Here is a 17,376-nt window from a genome sequence, read left to right as displayed (position 1 = left end):
TCGGAGCCTTCCCCGTATCCTGCGGGGGCAGAAAGCAGAACTTAGATTTCCTTTGAAAGGGCGCGCCATCAATCAATGGCACGCCCTTTTTCGTAAGCAAGCTAAGGGTGCTGCCTTCGGCTCACGAGTTAGAAAACCGTTGCACTAAACTGACCCTCGTGATCCTATGTTGTTCATCGATGTCCGTGGCAGGTGATGGAAACCACCAACATCGAACTCCGAACACGTATAGCCAGCAATTTCAACCGGGGTGCTGTCTATGGCCGATTGCCTCGTTACGGACCCGATGCTCCCGATCGAGAGGGACGATACCACCTGCTCGTCGGCATCCTTGCCCCAAGTCCTGGCCCACCTTTCTTCGGGCACGGTCACCGCATTTCCCGGCCTCGCGCCGCATCAGCGGCAGGCTTGGTATCAGTTCTTGGTCCAGCTCGGCGCGATAGCGCTTAACCGCGGCGGCCTCGACACACCTCCTGGAGACGAGGCCGTGTGGCGCGACCTGTTGCTGGCCCTGGCTCCAGAACCGGGTTGGTGCCTCGTGGTCGAGGATTTCCGCCAGCCGGCATTTTTCCAACCGCCGATCAAGGAAGGCAGCCTGAAGGGCTTCAACAGGATTGCCGACACGCCCGACGGCATCGACGTGCTGATCACCGCCAAGAACCACGACGTCAAGGCATTCCGACTGGGTGCGGCTAATCTCCACCATTGGGTCTATGCCCTGATCACCTTGCAGACGCAGCAGGGCTTCCTCGGCCGGGGCAACTACGGCGTTGCCCGGATGAACGGCGGGTTCGCCAGCCGCGTCCTGGTCGATCTGGTTCCGTCCGCGGATTGGGGAGAACGGTTCCGGAGGGGTTTGCAGCTCGCCGCAGCTACGCGTAATGACCAGCTCGCACTCCCGTTGCGGTTCCGTTCGGAAAACGGTCTGGCCCTGCTGTGGACACGGGATTGGGACGGCGCAGAAAGCCTGTCGTTCGACGATCTGGATCCGCTGTTCATCGAAATCTGCCGCAGGGTTCGTCTGACCCGCGACGATGCCGGCGGGGTGGTGGCCTGGGGCAAGCCAACGGAGGCAGCAAGGGTCGCCGCCAAGGACCTGAAAGGCGTCGTCGGCGACCTGTGGACGCCGGTCCGGAAAAAGGAGGCAGCCGCCTTGACCGTCGGGCCGGGAGGGTTTCGGTACGAACTGGTCGCGGACATCCTGACTTCTCCGGAGATTGATCCGTCCCCCGCCTTAAGCGATCTGCCGGACGATCCGCCTGGCCGGATGCTGCTGCACCTGTCCGTGCTGGTGCGCGGACAAGGGACAACCGACGGCTTGTATGAACGCTGGCTTCCGCTAACCCGGGCAGCCCGGCGGCGTCTGTTCCGCCGTGAGGACCGCCTTGCAGTACATGCCATCGCGAAGACCATGATCGAGGATTGCCGGGACGGCGCCAAGAAGGCGCTGAGGGTCGCCTTGCTGTCTCTCGTCCAGGGTGGACCGGAGGGCGACAGGCTCGACTTCAAGGACAAGCGGGTGGGAGAGGCCGGCGAGGTACTGGACCGGCGTATCGACGATTTCTTCTTCAAGCATCTCTGGGCGATCGTGGAGACCGGCGGCGACGACCCGGCGCGGGTCACATGGCAGCGGGAATTGTATGCCGCCGCCATCGACGTTTTCGAAGACTGGTCGATCCGCCTGACACCGCCCTCGCAGCGGCGCGAGAGGGCGCACGCCCTCGCTGAACTCACCTTCACCCGCATCCTGTCCAAACGGCTTGCCCTGCTGAGCCAGTCGAATGACAGACCCGAGGAGGTAGCATGACGGAGACCGCCCCAGAGACCGTCCCCGGTAGCACAGCCGGGGCCGCGAAGGAGCTGGCAAAGCCGCTGCCCGAACCCGCGAAATCGCTGCTCAAACTGGCCCATGCTTTCGATAATCCGGGCGATCCGATGGGCATCGGCAGCGGGGCCGTGGCGGAGTTGCGGCGCATACAGCCGGAAGCCGGCGTGTTGCCGCCCGCCTTCTGGCATCTCGCGCTGCCCCGCATCGGAGAGGATTGGATAGGGAACGCGGTGCAGGAAAAGGCGTGGGCCACCGTGGTCGCCGGCATGGCGACGATGGCGCCGGGAGCCCACGCCAGGGGCGCGGCTCCCGGCGCCGTGCTGGCCGCCACCGGTTATGCCGAACCCCGGTTTGTCCGCCTGCTGCGCGCCGAAGGCGACACGCTGGCGGCGGAGGTGCGGACTGTCTGCCTGTGGTTCCGTAACAAGGGGCGGGCGATCGATTGGCTGGAATTCGGCCGGTTCGTCCTGGCCCGATCCGGAGCGCGATTTCCCGAACGGCTCGATCCAGACGATGCCGCCCATCACATCGCCCGACGGTACTTCCGCGAACTGACCAGAACCGCGAAGGAAAACGATAATGAGCGTTGAACCGCGCTTCCTTCAGATCCATGCGCTGACACCCTATGCGGCGGCGCTGCTGAACCGCGACGACGTGGGCCGGGCCAAGCGCCTGCCCTTCGGCGGAGCCGAGCGCACCCGCGTGTCGTCTCAATGCCTAAAGCGCCATTGGCGCCGCGCGGTCGATGAATGGTCGTTCGACCAGCTCGGTGTCCCGCTGGCGGTGCGATCGCGCATTACCTTCCGGAAGGAAATCGCCGAGCCGCTGGTCGCCGAGGGGTTGCCGGTCGACCTGGTAGTCACTGTCGTCGCGGCGCTCCAGGCCAAGCTGCTGGGCGAGAGCGCCAAGGCGGAGAAGGAGCGCTCCCAGAAAAAGGGGAAACAGGGCGAGGACAGCGCTTCCGACCCGCTGGAGCGGCTGGATACGAACCAGGTAATCGTGCTCGGTCGGCCGGAAATCGAGTTCATCAAGAATGCCGCGCGCGATCTCGCCCGCGACTCAGCCGCGGTGAAAGACGCCACCAAGGCGGCCGAGACCTATATCAAGGACAACCGGGCCAACCTGGAGGCATTGTCGAAGGCGTCGGGGCTCGACGGCGCGCTGTTCGGCAGGATGGTCACCTCCGACTATCTGGCGCGCGGAGATGCCGCGGTCCATGTCGCCCACGCCTTCACCGTCCACGGGGAGGAGGCGGAGCCCGACTATTTCACCGCCGTGGACGACCTGCGCCAGAGCGCCGGCGAAATGGGATCCGGCCTGATCGCGACCAGCGAACTGACCAGCGGACTATTCTACGTTTATGTCGTCGTGGATGTGCCGTTGCTGGTATCCAACCTGGAAGGCTGCGACGCGCGCGGCTGGCGCGATGCCGACCGAGATCTCGCGTCCCGCGTGGTCGAGCATCTTGTCCACTTGATCGCCAGTGTCTCCCCGGGGGCCAAGCTCGGCTCGACGGCTCCCTATGGCTATGCCGAACTGATGATGATCGAGGCTGGAGCCCGTCAGCCGCGCAGCCTCGCCAATGCCTTCCTACGCCCGGTGCCGACGCGGGGCGATCTGCGGGCGAACGCCTTCCGCGGGTTCGGCGAGCATCTGGCGGGTTTCGACCGGATGTACGGCCGGCGCGAGTTGCGGCGCTTCGCCTCCATGGTCGACCCCGGCGCGCTGCCGGCCGACCCGGCCGAGGGGCTGGACGCGCTCGCAGCTTGGGCCGCCGGCCTGGTTCGGGACGGCGGAGCCGCCGCATGACCGGGCCGGCCGTCGATGCCCTGGTTCTGCTGCTCGACGCGCCGCTGATGGCCTTTGGGGTGCCGGTCGTCGACCAGCACGGAGTGACCGGGAGGTTTCCGGGCGTGGCGCAGATGGCGGGACTGCTGGGCAATGCCCTCGGTTGGCGACATGCCGACACCGCGTCGCTCCAGCGGCTTCAGGAACGCCTGCGATTGGCCGCCGTCGTCCTGCGCGACGGTACGCCGATGCGCGACTTCCAGACGGTGGACCTGTCCCAACCTCATCTTGTCGGTACCGGATGGACGACCCGCGGGCGGCGGCAGGATCGGGGTGGCGGAGAGGCCACGTCGGGCACCCACATCCGCTATCGCTGGTACCGTACGGGAGAAGCCATCATGGTGGCGTTCCGCCTCGATCCCCCGGAGGAGCGGCCAACCTTGACCGACCTGGAGACGGCGCTGGACGAGCCGTTCCGTCCCCTGTTCATCGGCCGAAAAGCATGTCTTCCGGCGGCCCCGCTGCTGGTCCGGCATTGCCGGGCGGCCTCGCTGGCGGATGCGCTGGCTCTGGGCGTGGCTGACAGGCAAGCGGCGATGCGACAGGCCGGAGTGCATAGCCTTGAGGCGCCGGAGTTCGCCGATGCGGAGTGGCCGGAGGGCGAGCCTGGGTTTCCCTTGGCGGCGGGCGATTTCGATCGGGGCATCGTGTATGACCGGCGCGACTGGCGCAACCAGCTCCACGGTGGTGAACGGCGGGTCCGCCGAGGCCGCATCCGCCTGAAGGAGCCGCAGCCGTGACCGCCGCGCCCGATGCCCCTTTGTTCATGCTGCACTTTCCGGTCGATACTCGCCGGCTGGTCGCCTTTGCGGAAGCTCAGGGGATGGGCGGCACGCGGCGCTTCGATGAGGGATATGCCGTGCATGCCTTATTGCGCGCCCTGTTCGGCCCATCTGCACCCGGCCCCTTCACGGTGCGCACGGCCCGTGATTTACCAGGGCCGGCAGTGCTCGCCTATGGGCCGGAGCCGCTGGCCGGTCTTGCGCAGACGGCCGGACTGACGGCCGAGCCGCTTGCACATGCCGTTGTCGATTGGGCGCGGGCCGCCGACAAGCCCATGCCGACCGCGTTTCCGGCGGGCATGCACCTAGGCTTCGAGGTACGCGCCTGTCCGGTGGTCCGGGTCGGCCGGAGCACCATCGCAAAGCGACCGGGGGCGGAGGTGGACGCGTTCCTTTCGGCGCTGGATGCGTGTGACCGCGCGGCGGAGGTTGCTGAACGCCCGGTGCGCGAAACAGTCTACCTGGACTGGCTGCGCCGTCATCTGGAAGGTGGCGGTGCCGCCGGGCTGCTGGACGGACGGGTGACCGCCCGGCGGCTGCGTACGGTGCTGCGCAAGACCCAGCCGACCGAAGACGAGCCGGATCGCGCGCCTCGCAACTTCGCGCGGCCGGATGTCGTGTTTTCGGGGACCCTGCGGGTCGATGATCCGACCGCGTTCCGTCAGCTGCTAGCGCGCGGCATTGGAAGACACCGATCCTTCGGCTTCGGAATGCTGCTGCTGCGCCCGGCCGGGAGCGGCTGAACGGGTCGGCCATGCTGAAAGGTCGCCTCGGTCTCGAAACCGCCCGCGTTCCCCACGCCGACCGCCATGGGCTGATCTGGCTGTCGCGGGGCAACCTCTATGTCGAGGATGGCACCCTGCGCTTCCGGACCACCGGGATGGACGGGCTCGAAAGCGGTGACTATGCCCTGCCTTACCAGGCGATCTCGATGATCCTGATCGGTCCCGGTACATCGGTAACGCATGATGCCTTGCGGCTGGCGGCCCGCCACGGTACCGGGCTTATTGCCGTTGGGGACGACGGCGTGCGCTGCTATACGGCACTGCCGCTGGGGCCGGACGACAGTCGTCTCGCCCGGCGGCAGGCGCGTGTCTGGGCCGACGAGGACGGCGCGCGCCTTTCGATTGCCCGGCGGCTCTATGCCTGGCGCCTGGGCGAAGTGCTGCCGCACCAGGATATCGCGGTGCTGCGCGGCATCGAAGGCGCCCGGATGAAGGAGACTTATCGCCTGCTGGCGAACCGCTACGGTGTCAAGTGGCAGGGCCGGAGGTACGATCGGGCTGCGCCCGATGCCGCCGATCTTCCCAATCAGGCCATCAACCATGCCGCGACTGCCGTCGAGGCGGCGGCGGCGATTGCCGTGGCTGCGACTGCGACCTTGCCGCAGCTCGGCTTCATCCACGAGGACTCGGCCAATGCCTTTATCCTGGATATTGCCGACTTGTTCCGGGACCACGTGACCCTGCCGATCGCCTTCCGGGCCGTGGGGGAGGCGCAGCGGCGGCCGGAACAGTCGATCGAGCGGCATGTTCGCCGGCTGGCCGGCCGCACCTTCCGCGACGGGGCCGTAATCCCCACCATGATCGACCGGATCAAGGAGCTGTTCGATGCCGATGACCGTGGTGGTCACCCGTGACGTGCCCGACCGTTTCCGAGGCTTCCTAGTCTCCGTGATGCTGGAAATAGCGCCCGGCGTCTACACCGCCCCGACCCTCAGCGCCGCCGTGCGCGAGCGCGTTTGGGCGGTGATGACCGACTGGTATTCGGAGATTGGCCGGGGATCCATTGTGATGACATGGCGCGACTCAAAAGCTCCGGGTCGGCAGGCCGTCTTGGTCCTGGGAACTCCTCCGGTCCGGCTGACCGATTATGACGGATTGATGCTCGCAAAGCGTGATTGATTGCAGTAAAGTACACCATAAGATTCTTTGACAAATGAACAAAAGCAGGTACTTACTTGGCAGAGGCTCCCCCGTGCAGGCGGGGATAGACCGTTCTTGCCGGCGATGTCGGCATACCTGTCCTGGGCTCCCCCGTGCAGGCGGGGATAGACCGCAGAATACCGACCTGCTGCGACAGGCATATCAGGCTCCCCCGTGCAGGCGGGGATAGACCCCCGGATGATTGGTGTTGACCAGATGTGTGCAGGGCTCCCCCGTGCAGGCGGGGATAGACCCGGGGAGCGGATCGTGCTTCCCGATGGCTTGCGGGCTCCCCCGTGCAGGCGGGGATAGACCCGGCATGTGCGACTTCCCTGACAGGATGGTGAAGGCTCCCCCGTGCAGGCGGGGATAGACCCATAGCTTCTACCATGACGTCGCGGGCGGTCGCGGCTCCCCCGTGCAGGCGGGGATAGACCCTGGTTCTTCGGCGGCTGGGCGCGGTGGCCCAAGGCTCCCCCGTGCAGGCGGGGATAGACCCGTCAACTCCTCGACCGGCGACCGGGATGACTTGGCTCCCCCGTGCAGGCGGGGATAGACCCGGTCGGGGCGAAAGCGAGCTGCGGAAGCTGGCGGCTCCCCCGTGCAGGCGGGGATAGACCCGCCGTCCACATCCACAACGCCACCGGCACCACGGCTCCCCCGTGCAGGCGGGATAGACCCACGTCCATCTCCATCTTCACGACGATGCTGTCGGCTCCCCCGTGCAGGCGGGGATAGACCCGTTGCTGGCATCATCGACTTGGCACTCGACGGGGCTCCCCCGTGCAGGCGGGGATAGACCCCCTGTACGACAAAACGACCCTGAGGGAAATGAGGCTCCCCCGTGCAGGCGGGGATAGACCCTGGCACCCGTTCTGGATCGAGATCCTCGTCCGGGCTCCCCCGTGCAGGCGGGGATAGACCCGTGGCCGCCGTCATGATGCACTCGGCCACCGAGGCTCCCCCGTGCAGGCGGGGATAGACCCTATACAGCCGCGACGGACCGGAGCAATCACCCGGCTCCCCCGTGCAGGCGGGGATAGACCCGCATGGCGGCGCTTATGGCGAAGGTGTCGGGGGGCTCCCCCGTGCAGGCGGGGATAGACCCCGAGTCCATCCACTGGCCGATGCTCTCGCGCAGGGCTCCCCCGTGCAGGTGGGGATAGACACTCCAGTGGAATTGCGCCGATCAGGGCGCCGTAAACGACTCAGCATCAGTGCTGTCCCGCCTACCTGTATCCGTGATCATGCTGGCGGTCGGGGAGGCGTTGGCAGTAGACGAGGTATTCAAACTGACTAGAAGATCAACCAGGGTTTCGCGGGAACCGGACATCTCGACCGACTGGGTCGGCCTGCCGTAAGCCCGATCCAGGATCGCATTCGCCGCGATAAGCCGCTCTCCCGGCTTTCCGGTCCGCATAACCTCGACCAGCGTCTCCAGCGCCTCCATGCTGTTCTGCTGGGCCAGGTTCCGGATGTTCACTTCCAGCTTCGGCCGCCCGCCGGGATTGCCGGAAACTCCTTTTACCCATTTCATCTGTAAAATTCCTGATCTCATGTGATGAAGTTATTGTACAACATCCAGAGCCTTATCGATGGTTTTACGCCCCAGGCACGCCCCCTAGTGTGCGGTTACAATCAGATCGCGGACCGGCCACGACACACGCCCGCATCCCATTCCATAATCGACTGCCACCGCACCCCTCCGGCCAGGATCAAGTGGATCACGTCATCGCTCCGCATCAAGATGCCCCCGCCCAGCGCAACCTTTTCGTCAAACGAACTTCCGCCTGTCCAGGTTAGGAGTTGGGCGATCAGGCCGACGGTGCCAGCCGCCGACCTGATCTTTCATTCAACGAAATCTCCCTGCCGTCGTTTTGTCCCGCTGACTTGTTTGTCCTCAACCCTTCCGGTGCCCCTATGCGGGCGAACCCCCGCCGCTATGCAGAGGGAGGTTCCCCCCGTAGGGGGTGCATAGGCTGCATAGCTGCATACGGTTGATTTCGTTGACTTTTTCGCCCTGAGAAAATGACCTATGCAGGTTGTGTTTTGCATAGAATGCCATCGACCTCTGAAACCCGCATGTTTGCAGCTTTGCAGCCTATGCAGGCACCCGTCTGCATAGACCTGCATAGCTGCACAGCCCTAAACTACGTCTCTTTTGCAAACGTAGATTGTGGCCTTCTCATGCGCCCCATCCTGCCTCCGGTAGTACATGAAATCGCCCACTCGAACGCCTCCCGTGGACGCCATCGGGACCGTGGCGCTGACATGATCACGTAGTGCCCGCTCCTTTCCGAACTCGCTCGTCCGTATGCCGATGCGGGCGACAAGTTCCTTCAGACGCATCTCGCCCCCAGCCGGAACGATGCTCATGGCGTTGTGCACCATGTCCAGCAGCCGGTCCTGCCATTCCTGGCGGCGCATCTTCACCTCCTGCTGCGCCTCCGTGAAGTCGGCCACCTCCAGCCCGCCGATCGCGTCAGCGTCATCCTCCAGGCGCGTTCCGCTCCCGTTACCCAGCCCGATCGACACCTTGCGGAGGAACGTCGTGTCCTTGCCTGGGGGCAGCATGTTCGCCTTGCCGGTATCGACCCGGATGCATCGCTCGCGCTCCCGCTCGTCGTATTCCTCGCCCATCATGAACTTCGCGTCGTCCTCGGTCATCTGCGTGACCGTCAGCAGCAGCCGGGCCGCCCCGGGAACCGACGTGGCGCCGCGCGATATGTACTGGTTGCCCGCCTGCTGGACGTTCGCTCCGGGCTTGGCGGTATGGTGGATTAGCAGGATCGAGCAATCGCCCTCGGTCGCGACCGTCAGCAGGATATCCATGACCTTCTGCATCGCGCCGTTGTCGTTCTCGTTGACGTAATGGATCGACACCATCGGGTCGATCACCAGCAGCTTGATCCCGTTGTCCTTGATGATCTGGATAACGGTCTGCACGTCCGGCATGGCGACGACATCGCCATGCTCCCCTTCCCGGGCCAGCACCAGCCGGCGGGCATCGGGGTTGTGCTTGTTCTTCACCCCGGAACCCAGGAACAGCTTGCCATCCAGCTTCCTAAGATCGATCCCCATGTGCTTCGCCGTGCCGCCGACGCGCCGCTTCAGCTCGGTCAGGTCGTCCTCGTTGTTCCAGATCCACGCCCCTCCTTGTTCCATTGGCTTCTGCCCGGCCCACGTCATGCCGGCGGCGAACGCCAGGGCCGCATGGATCGACAGCATGGACTTCCCCTGCCCGCCTGGCCCCACCATCATCGATATGATGCCCTTCATCAGCCACCCACCGAATAGCCAGGGGCGCCGCTCCAGCTCCTCGATCACGATGTCGGCCGCCGACGCCAGCGAGAGGGGTGCCGGCGGCGACTGGCTGAAATCAAAATCCGCCGCCGGGTCCGGCGGGTTCGGCTTGTTGTATTTTTCTCGTGCCTGACGGACGAGATCCATCGGCCGTTCTTTGTGGGGCGTCGTCTTGTCATCGAACTGATCCAGCGCCAGCTCGATCAGCCAGTCCGGCCACCCCATGCCGACCATGTGCGCGGTCAGCTTCAGCATGCCGTCGTGCCACTGTCCCGCCCGGATCTTGGCGATTAGCGCCGCAGGGTCGAAACGGCCGGTGAACGGGTTCTTGTCTTCATAGCCGGCACTCGACGCGGTACCGGCAGACGATGCCTCCGGCCCGGCAGATGCTCGCTCGGCCTCCGCTTGCGCCGCGTGTGCCGCCTGGAAGGCGCGGAGAACCTGCCCCTGCGGGTAGTAGGACGGCCGCGGCTTGTCGCCGTCTTTGTCGAACTTTGTGACCAGCCGGGTCATTTCCCTGATCCGGCCCGCCTTATGCGGCCACGCGACCGACCCTGCCAGGCGCATTACCCGGTCGGCATTCACCACCGCCTTGTCGCCGTTGAGTGCATAAGCCATCGGGCGCAATAGCCCCTCGATCGCCTCGACACCCATCAGGGGTTCATCCAGCACCCACATGCCTTGCGATCGGGTCCAGGGGTACTTGCCGGTGACGACGATGAAGTTCGGCGGCAGGAAAGCGCACTTCTGCCGGACTGCCTCGCTGTCGCCCTCGCCCTCGGCGTCCCAATCCACGAAGCCGGCGGTCAGCCCCTCGACATGCACCTTCTTTGGACGTTGATCCCGCGGGGTGTCGTGCTTGCGCACCGCCATGCCGACATAGGTGTTGACCCCCACCTCGGCATTGACCTTCGCCGCATGCTCGGCCGCATCCTCCAGCTCGTCCAGCCCGAACAGCTTGGCGTGGACGAGCCGACCGTCCTTGTCGGTATGGCTGATCTCGATCAGCCCATCGAGCATGCCGACGCATCGATCGCCGCCGAACAGCAGTTCGAGGTGTTCGAGCATGACATCAGGATCGGGAACCGGCATTGGCTTGCCATCCGCCTTGCCCGGCCAGTCGAAGTTAGGGTCGCAGGCAGACCCAGTGTGGGCGGCGGTCATGCACGACCTCCGCGGGCATATTCGAGTTGAAGTGCCGCGACCTTCGCCATCGGCAAAGGCTGACCCGGCGTCTGTTTGGTAGATAGATCGAATAGGGCGTGTCCGATGGCTTCGGTATCGGGGACTTCGATGTCGGACCAGATGAGCATCCGAAGCCGAAATCCTGGACAGACCTGCCGAGCGACGACGTAGGGTATTGCCGACGCGGGTGTTGCGGCGGGAGCCATTGTTTCCCGCAGTTCGACGTCATAGGGACGGCGCAGGCGATGGCTGCGGTCCGGATTGGCCTTGAACCATGCGGCATCGTCCTTGGAAGCCGCCTGGTGATCGCGCCGGGATGTTGCCCGCTTTGACAGTCGCTTCATGCCTCGACGCCTTCGTTCGACCCCGCGACGCCCTTGCTTCCCACGGCGCACATGCGGGGAGTCGGCGCCGCTGCTGGATCAATCCCGAGCGGCAGCGCGGCGAGATACTTTAGCGGCAACGTGTCGTCCCGGTCCTCCACCGGCGCCGACAGCAGACATACGGCATCCTGCATCTGACCGCGCGGACCGCTACCGCCTTCCTCGATCAGGTGGGCGCGGCCGATGATCTCGGCAAAACGGATCTTGGCTGCCTCGAAATCGACGCCTTCGCGGACCAGCACGACGTCGAAGATGCTGTGCGATCCGCCCTCATCGGGTCGTTGGCCGATGCAGGTGCAGAAGGCGCGCGCCTTGCCGGTATCCCAGCGCCAGTCATCCTTGCCGCCATGATCGAGATAGGGGCAGTCGATGTGACCGCGACCGCCGTGCCAGCCGATGCCGATGGCGTTCAGCACGTCGAGTTCATGGCCGACGACCGCTTCCTTGATCTGGTCGGTCCTGACATACCCAGCGCCGGTCATGCCTTTACCCCGGGCGAAAGGCAGAGGGGTGGTTGCTGAATACGTGCGGCACTGACCTCGCCAGCCGGCGAACCTCGCCGTGGTGGGGATGTCGGATGGCGTCCGTCAGGTCTCCGAGGGCGAGGGGAAGCGCGCCCGCGACTGGGGGACTCGATGGCGCCGGACAGCGTCCGCTTGATCTCCTCGCCCAGTGAGAGCCAGGCCATGAAGTCCTCGTCCATGGCACCGGTCCGGCCAGCGAGCTTCGATAACTTCAGGCGACCGGCCTGGGCTTCACGGTAGATCGTGGTGCGGGAGATGGAGGTGAGTGTCTTGATCTGTTCGATCGAGTAAAACGCACGCCTCCAGGGCTGATTGGCGAATGTTATGTCCTGTTCCGGGACAGTCGAAGCGCAGGAAGTATTCTTCATGATGTGACTCCATCGAGAACCTCGATGGACAATCATTTACACCATGTTGCTCATGATCTCGCCATCTGTCGCTGACAGAAATCCTAATACTTCAAGAGGGGTTTTCTGTCAGTCGACGAGCCGCTTCGAACTTCTCTCTGGCCCGCCTCATGGCATTACACTTCTTTTTGGTTCGCCTCATGGCAGTACGCAGGCTTCCCTCGTCCACCCCCGGATCGAAGTGCTTGACCAGCTTCCACAGAAATTCTGAAACAGCCGGAATGGGATGTCCGGCATCAGTGAAGTAGACCCTGAGTTCGATGTCGTAGAGGACGTAAATGGTCTTGGCGAGCTTCGCGACGAATTTATCCAAGTGTTTATGAGATGGCCTCCCGGCCGGGGCAGGACCGATGAGCTGCTTGGCCGCGTCCAGCGTCCTGATGACCGCTCGATAGGATGCACCAACCTCCCCGCCCAGCTCATCCAGGCGATCTAAGGTGATGTCGCTCATATGATCCACAGCTTCGAGAAAAACTTTGGCTTCTTCCATTATCCGAATGGCTTCGGCGCGGCTATCCGCCCCCTTCGGCGACATTGTTTCGGTCCGGTGCAGGTAGTAACGGGTTGCGCATGCCTCCAGAATGGCGGCGCGGTCAGCTAGGTTCTCATCATCCCCCTCATCTAGTTCGTCTGTACGGGCGCGGATGACCTTGGCCTCGGACTCGTACCGCCGAAGCTCTTCCGGCGGAAGGCGCCGAGAGTCGGTTTGCTGAAGTGCTCGACGCCAGCCGGTTTCGTCGACTTGGATAGAGGAGCCGGCATTGTTTTCATCATCGGCAGGCATGTCCGGTCTCCGGGTTTGAGGAACCCGCCATTTAGCCCGTCATCTCCCCGGATGGAAGGCTTCGGAAACATACCAGGACCTACCAGGATGGCTCTGTAGGGAGTGGTCCGGGAAGTTTGGACGTCGATGACGGGGATGGTGATTGGCGGGTAAGATGGGACCCGCCGCCTCGATGATGGGATGGCCGGCACCTACCTCCTCCTAGCCGACATGCCTGGCCATTGCGCCACTACCCCAGACGTGATGCCGTAGAGGGAAGCGGCGACGGAGCGGACCCGCAAGCAGCTGGTCCTGTTCCCGATCCCGCTCGACGACACCATGATAGAGACGATCGACCTATAGACCCCGGCAGGTTGCGGGATAACCACGACATCGATGACTTGAGCCGGGGAAGACCAGGATGCCTACGAGAAGGCGTTGGAGTTGGGGCTGCGCGATCTGAAGATGGCGCCGGTTGAAGGGGGGACGCCTTGACCTAGGAGCCGAAAGGGGACATTTGGGCGGCTGGATGGGACCCGTGACGTCGAAGGCGGGGCACGTCTGGGCCGATCGGGCGTCATGCGGGCCGCTGGAAGGCCGCTGGATGCCTTCTGACCGTCCGACTAGGGGAAGGTGGCACCGATGCCTACACCCACCTCCACGGCCTGGAAATCGGGGAGCGGACAATCGCTTGCTTGCGGGTGTTGGGCCGGATCTGGGAAAGGGTAGAGCATAGATGAGTGACTTCCCCGGCCTGCTGGCTGCGGATCAGCAAGCAAGGTGGGCCGCAATCCTGGTCAATGGACACCGACAGCTTGCCGGGTCTGGCGCGAGACCGAGCCGGAAATGGCACGCCTGCTCGACGCGGCATTCGCCTGGGAATTGTCAGCCGGCCGCGTGGCCCGGGCCGCGGACGAGGCCGCGGTGCGCGAACGCCGAGCGAGGATGGATATGGAGACGGCAGCAACTGGAAGCTGATCGATGTCATGCGGGCCGCTAGAAGGCCGCTATAGGCGTTCTGACGGCTGAGTGTGGAGAAGGACCTTAATTTCTATACCCACTTCTGCGACCCGGAGATCGGCATAGGTCAGGGGCTTACCTGGCGCTCCCACGATAGATATTGTGTCATCGAAACTGGCCCGCTTGGTGATGGCCTTCGCGGGCCGGGGCAATGCCGATCAAGCGTGACCATCGAGGAGTGGAATGTCGCGCGTGTTGCGTCTCAGAGGCACACCGAGATCGATCATGCCAAAGCCGATCAGGTATGCATGGCGGGCGACGTCACGACCATGTTCGACTAGATCAGGGAGCTGATCGATCGGCGTGCCGCGTTGCACGTCAACAGAGGTTATTTGGAAGCGGAACCAGAGAGAGCGCTGCCCGAGCTAGGGCAGTCGCGGCAGTCCTGGTGGCAATAACTGCTTGATGCAATAAAATGAGAAACTTCAGTATTAACCTATACGTATCTGCTTATATTCTTTTGAGACACTTGATAAAAAGAGGAAATAAAAACCAGTATCCAGAATGTAACTTGCTGGAGGTTTATGGTGCAAAAACTGAGAAATTTCATAAATTTTCTAAAAAAATATGGGCCGCCTCATGAAGAAACAGTAATGATACCAAGCTTAGTTGCGATAATATTAGCCAGACAATATGATATGGGCTCGCTCAGCTTGGGTTTAGCTGTTTCATTAACATCTGTATGTTTTATATCTTGTGGGGTCTGGCTTGGATTAGCATGGGAAAGAAATAACGTACTTCTGATTATTTTCAGGGCTATATATATGGGTGTAATTATTTCATTAGGATATGGAGGACTTACTAATTTTACGGAAGAACCTAGGGAATATGTAAAATTCAGCTCTTTGATAGTCTCGACGTATGGATCATTGTTCTATTTTGCTTGGGTCATTGGCTCCTCTCTTCGCGAATTGATGTTCTTAACTGATGAACAAAAAAAGCTTGGTTATGAAAGAAGAAAAATTTTACTGCATATTATAGATGTTGCAGTGCATAGAGCAAAACCAACATCTAGATTCTATGGGATAATTGGAGTTGGAGCTCGGGCTGCGTTTACCAGTGTTGTTGGCACGTTGTTGTTGACTGCATTATATTATGCTCTATATGACTACATGCACCTATTTCCGGACCGTTTGAAGTTTTTTGTATTTGGTGTGTCATAAACATGAGCCTAATCTCAAACACTTCGGCTATATCGTTCCCTCTGCCCACCTGTTTCTCGCAAGTCAGATGTGTATGGTTCCACATTGGTCCCGATCCGCTGGATACCGGCACGCAGTCTGCTGGAGGCCGCCAAGAAAGCCTCGGGGCGGCCCGAAAATCAGTGTCCCTCGACTCTAAGCGCGCGGCTTCTGCCGCTGAGGCCATCACTCGGTCACCTCGCCGGTGCCCTGATCATGCTCGCGTTTTTTGCTTGCTATCGAAAGCTTTGAGGCGGTCGGCGCTTTACAGCAGCGACAATGCCAGCAGCCCCACCGTCAAGCCCAGCAACGCGGCAGGGCCGTTGTAGCCTTGATAAATCAAAGTCGCTACAATAACGAGGTTTGACAGGATGATAATGACCGTCAGTTCGATCACAGGTTATCACTCCTTCATTGGTTCAATAGCCATCCTATCAGGGTGCCATAGGGTGAGCCGAGAATGGCTGCGTAATCGCTTAGGGTAGACCGATGCCAGCTCAATCAGGTCCTTAGATGGCGAAGATGGGACCCATGATCGCGATGTGGCAGGTACCGGGTACCTACCATCTGCCCCCATCCCGTCCCATCGATCAGGAAAGGCACCCTCCTGCCGTCATGCCATCATCCGCCTCGTACAGGCCGATCGGTGTGGCGGGTGATCTGGCCGGGGCGAGTGCTTCGACCAGTTCGGCCGGACATCCGCTGCCTGGAGCCACGCGTCGAACAGCGGGACCTCCCCTTCACCTTCGGGAACGATATCGTCGGGCCATAGTTCGCCGGGGTCGGCCGCCAGATCGGCCAGGTTCGGCGGCAGGGGGTATGGTTCCTCCGAAGGCCAACGCGCAGACCCTCCCGAGGGGGCGACAGGTGGGTAACGCATTCATGATCTTGTTCCATTTCGACCCTGGTTCAGTGAAACGACTTCGCCCTTCATCGCCGGCATGGTTCCGCAATACGTCGCCCATGCTTCCATCAGCTTTCGCCGCTTACCGAACAGGTCACCCCGCCGGTATGCGGCCTCTACCTTGTCCGAAACGGTATGCGCCAGGGCCATTTCCGCGACGTCCCGTGGGAAATGCGTCTGCTCGGCCGCCCAATCCCGGAACGTCGAGCGGAAACCATGGGCGGTCAGGTCATCCCGCTTCATGCGCCCCAGCAGCTTCAGGAGAGCCATGTTCGACAGCCCCTTGCCGGGACGCCCGCCGGGGAACACGAACCCATCCAGTCGCCCCTCGACCAGCTCCGCTGCCGCCTGTTGTTCCCGGATCAGCTTGATCGCGGGCGCCGAGAGCGGAACGCGGTGTTCCCTGCCGGCCTTCATCCGACTTGCCGGAACGATCCATACGCCCTCCATCAGATCGATCTCGCTCCACCGCGCGCCGATCACCTCGCCGGTCCTGCCGGCCGTCAGGATCAGGAACTCCAGCGCCCGCGCCGCATGGCCCTGCTGGGACCGCAGAGACGTCATGAAGGCGCCGATCTCGGTATAGGGCAGCGCCGGATGGTGCTGGACCTTCTGGACCTTGGCACGCAAGGGGAGGAGGTGATCCAGGTGGCCGCGCCATCGAGCTGGATTGTCACCCCGCCGGAACTCCCGCGCGGTCGCCCAGTCCAGCACCGCCTCTACACGGCCACGTAGCCGGCTTGCAGTCTCGGTCTTCGTCCTCCAGATCGGCTCCAGCGCCTTCATCACCAGCGCGGTATCAACCGCCTGAACCGGCAGGTCGCCGAAGATCGGATAAGCATAAGCCTCCAGGGTCGAGCCCCATTGGGCGGCATGCTTCTCGTTCTTCCATCCCGATCGATGGGCATCGATGTAGCCGGCGGCACATTGCCGGAAGGTCATGGCCTTTGAAGCAGCCAGCTTCTCGGCCAGCCTGCTGGCTTGACGGCTTTCCAGTGGGTCGCGCCCGTCGAACCGTTCAGTTCGGCAGGCAGTGGCCTTTTCGCGCGCGATGGCCAGGGTAACGGCATGAAGCGGCCCGAGCCCCATGTCGCGGCGCTTGCCGTCAACCCGGAAGCGGAACACCCATGACTTCGCGCCGTTCGGCCCGACCCGGAGGTACAATCCCCCGCCATCAGCATACATGCCCGGCTTCGTCGCCCGCGTCACCGCCATCGCCGTCAGCCGCCCCATCGTACGTGCCATACTTGCTTCGCCCTGTCATCTCTGGAACATGTTCGGAACCTTGTCCCATCCTTTGTACCATCCAAGTATGGCGGATTG

The 17,376-nt window shown here is 62.9% G+C and carries 15 protein-coding genes and 2 CRISPR repeat arrays; of the genes, 8 read left to right on the top strand and 7 right to left on the bottom strand.

All coding sequences use genetic code 11. The annotated features are described in order from the left end of the window. Positions 1-286: 286 nt before the first annotated feature. The 7 genes from casA to cas2e are packed head-to-tail and all read left to right on the top strand — an operon-like array spanning position 287 to position 6,362. The gene (gene casA, locus JL101_RS13285) at positions 287-1,807 is read left to right on the top strand and encodes a type I-E CRISPR-associated protein Cse1/CasA (protein ID WP_203095510.1); all 1,521 of its coding nucleotides are present in this window, start codon (positions 287-289) and stop codon (positions 1,805-1,807) included. Further along, positions 1,804-2,418: a type I-E CRISPR-associated protein Cse2/CasB gene (casB, locus tag JL101_RS13280; RefSeq protein WP_203095509.1), complete on the top strand. Its 615-nt coding sequence runs from the start codon at positions 1,804-1,806 to the stop codon at positions 2,416-2,418. Before casA ends, casB begins: the two co-directional genes overlap by 4 nt. After that, the gene (cas7e, locus tag JL101_RS13275) at positions 2,408-3,637 is read left to right on the top strand and encodes a type I-E CRISPR-associated protein Cas7/Cse4/CasC (RefSeq protein WP_203095508.1); all 1,230 of its coding nucleotides are present in this window, start codon (positions 2,408-2,410) and stop codon (positions 3,635-3,637) included. The genes casB and cas7e overlap by 11 nt, the downstream gene beginning before the upstream one ends. After that, positions 3,634-4,416, top strand: a complete 783-nt coding sequence (cas5e, locus tag JL101_RS13270) for a type I-E CRISPR-associated protein Cas5/CasD (protein WP_203095507.1) — start codon at positions 3,634-3,636, stop codon at positions 4,414-4,416. Before cas7e ends, cas5e begins: the two co-directional genes overlap by 4 nt. Beyond that, the gene (gene cas6e, locus JL101_RS13265; RefSeq protein WP_203095506.1) at positions 4,413-5,201 is read left to right on the top strand and encodes a type I-E CRISPR-associated protein Cas6/Cse3/CasE; all 789 of its coding nucleotides are present in this window, start codon (positions 4,413-4,415) and stop codon (positions 5,199-5,201) included. The genes cas5e and cas6e overlap by 4 nt, the downstream gene beginning before the upstream one ends. Positions 5,202-5,212: 11 nt before the next feature. Further along, the gene (gene cas1e, locus JL101_RS13260) at positions 5,213-6,097 is read left to right on the top strand and encodes a type I-E CRISPR-associated endonuclease Cas1e (RefSeq protein WP_203095505.1); all 885 of its coding nucleotides are present in this window, start codon (positions 5,213-5,215) and stop codon (positions 6,095-6,097) included. Continuing rightward, positions 6,069-6,362, top strand: coding sequence for a type I-E CRISPR-associated endoribonuclease Cas2e (gene cas2e, locus JL101_RS13255; protein WP_203095504.1), 294 nt, complete (start codon positions 6,069-6,071; stop codon positions 6,360-6,362). Before cas1e ends, cas2e begins: the two co-directional genes overlap by 29 nt. Before the next feature lie 64 nt (positions 6,363-6,426). Then, positions 6,427-7,004: direct repeats of the CRISPR family, unit length 29 nt; unit sequence GGCTCCCCCGTGCAGGCGGGGATAGACCC. Between the two features lie 91 nt (positions 7,005-7,095). After that, positions 7,096-7,553: a CRISPR direct-repeat array (repeat unit 29 nt; unit sequence GGCTCCCCCGTGCAGGCGGGGATAGACCC). A 19-nt stretch (positions 7,554-7,572) separates the two neighbouring features. Here the strand turns inward: cas2e and JL101_RS13250 are convergent. The 5 genes from JL101_RS13250 to JL101_RS13230 all read right to left on the bottom strand — a co-directional run bounded on the left by JL101_RS13250 (position 7,573) and on the right by JL101_RS13230 (position 12,969). Further along, positions 7,573-7,920 carry a hypothetical protein gene (locus tag JL101_RS13250; protein ID WP_203095503.1) on the bottom strand — a complete coding sequence of 116 codons (348 nt, stop codon included), beginning with the start codon at positions 7,918-7,920 and terminating at the stop codon, positions 7,573-7,575. Positions 7,921-8,528: 608 nt separating this feature from the next. Then, a complete protein-coding gene (locus JL101_RS13245; protein ID WP_203095502.1) occupies positions 8,529-10,850 on the bottom strand; it encodes an AAA family ATPase in 2,322 nt (773 codons plus the stop codon). Then, positions 10,847-11,215, bottom strand: a complete 369-nt coding sequence (locus JL101_RS13240; protein WP_203095501.1) for a hypothetical protein — start codon at positions 11,213-11,215, stop codon at positions 10,847-10,849. Before JL101_RS13240 ends, JL101_RS13245 begins: the two co-directional genes overlap by 4 nt. Beyond that, entirely contained in the window at positions 11,212-11,736 is a 525-nt protein-coding gene (locus tag JL101_RS13235) for a hypothetical protein (protein ID WP_203095500.1), read from the bottom strand. Before JL101_RS13235 ends, JL101_RS13240 begins: the two co-directional genes overlap by 4 nt. Before the next feature lie 501 nt (positions 11,737-12,237). Next, entirely contained in the window at positions 12,238-12,969 is a 732-nt protein-coding gene (locus tag JL101_RS13230) for a hypothetical protein (protein ID WP_203095499.1), read from the bottom strand. Positions 12,970-14,492: 1,523 nt separating this feature from the next. Between JL101_RS13230 and JL101_RS13225 the strand changes: the two genes are divergently transcribed. After that, on the top strand, positions 14,493-15,131 hold the full coding sequence (locus JL101_RS13225) for a hypothetical protein (RefSeq protein ID WP_203095498.1): 639 nt from the start codon (positions 14,493-14,495) through the stop codon (positions 15,129-15,131). A 283-nt stretch (positions 15,132-15,414) separates the two neighbouring features. Here JL101_RS13225 and JL101_RS36505 read toward each other — a convergent pair whose 3' ends face one another. Both JL101_RS36505 and JL101_RS13220 read right to left on the bottom strand, forming a co-directional pair. Next, positions 15,415-15,546, bottom strand: a complete 132-nt coding sequence (locus JL101_RS36505; RefSeq protein ID WP_267133558.1) for a hypothetical protein — start codon at positions 15,544-15,546, stop codon at positions 15,415-15,417. Positions 15,547-16,029: 483 nt separating this feature from the next. Beyond that, complete coding sequence (locus tag JL101_RS13220; RefSeq protein WP_228435437.1) at positions 16,030-17,286, bottom strand: tyrosine-type recombinase/integrase; 1,257 nt, start codon at positions 17,284-17,286, stop codon at positions 16,030-16,032. Positions 17,287-17,376 lie beyond the last annotated feature (90 nt).

It is taken from the genome of Skermanella rosea (genome assembly GCF_016806835.2).
GTDB lineage: Bacteria > Pseudomonadota > Alphaproteobacteria > Azospirillales > Azospirillaceae > Skermanella > Skermanella rosea.
Note: the sequence above shows the minus strand (reverse complement) of the source record. Positions and strands in the feature narration are given on the sequence as shown.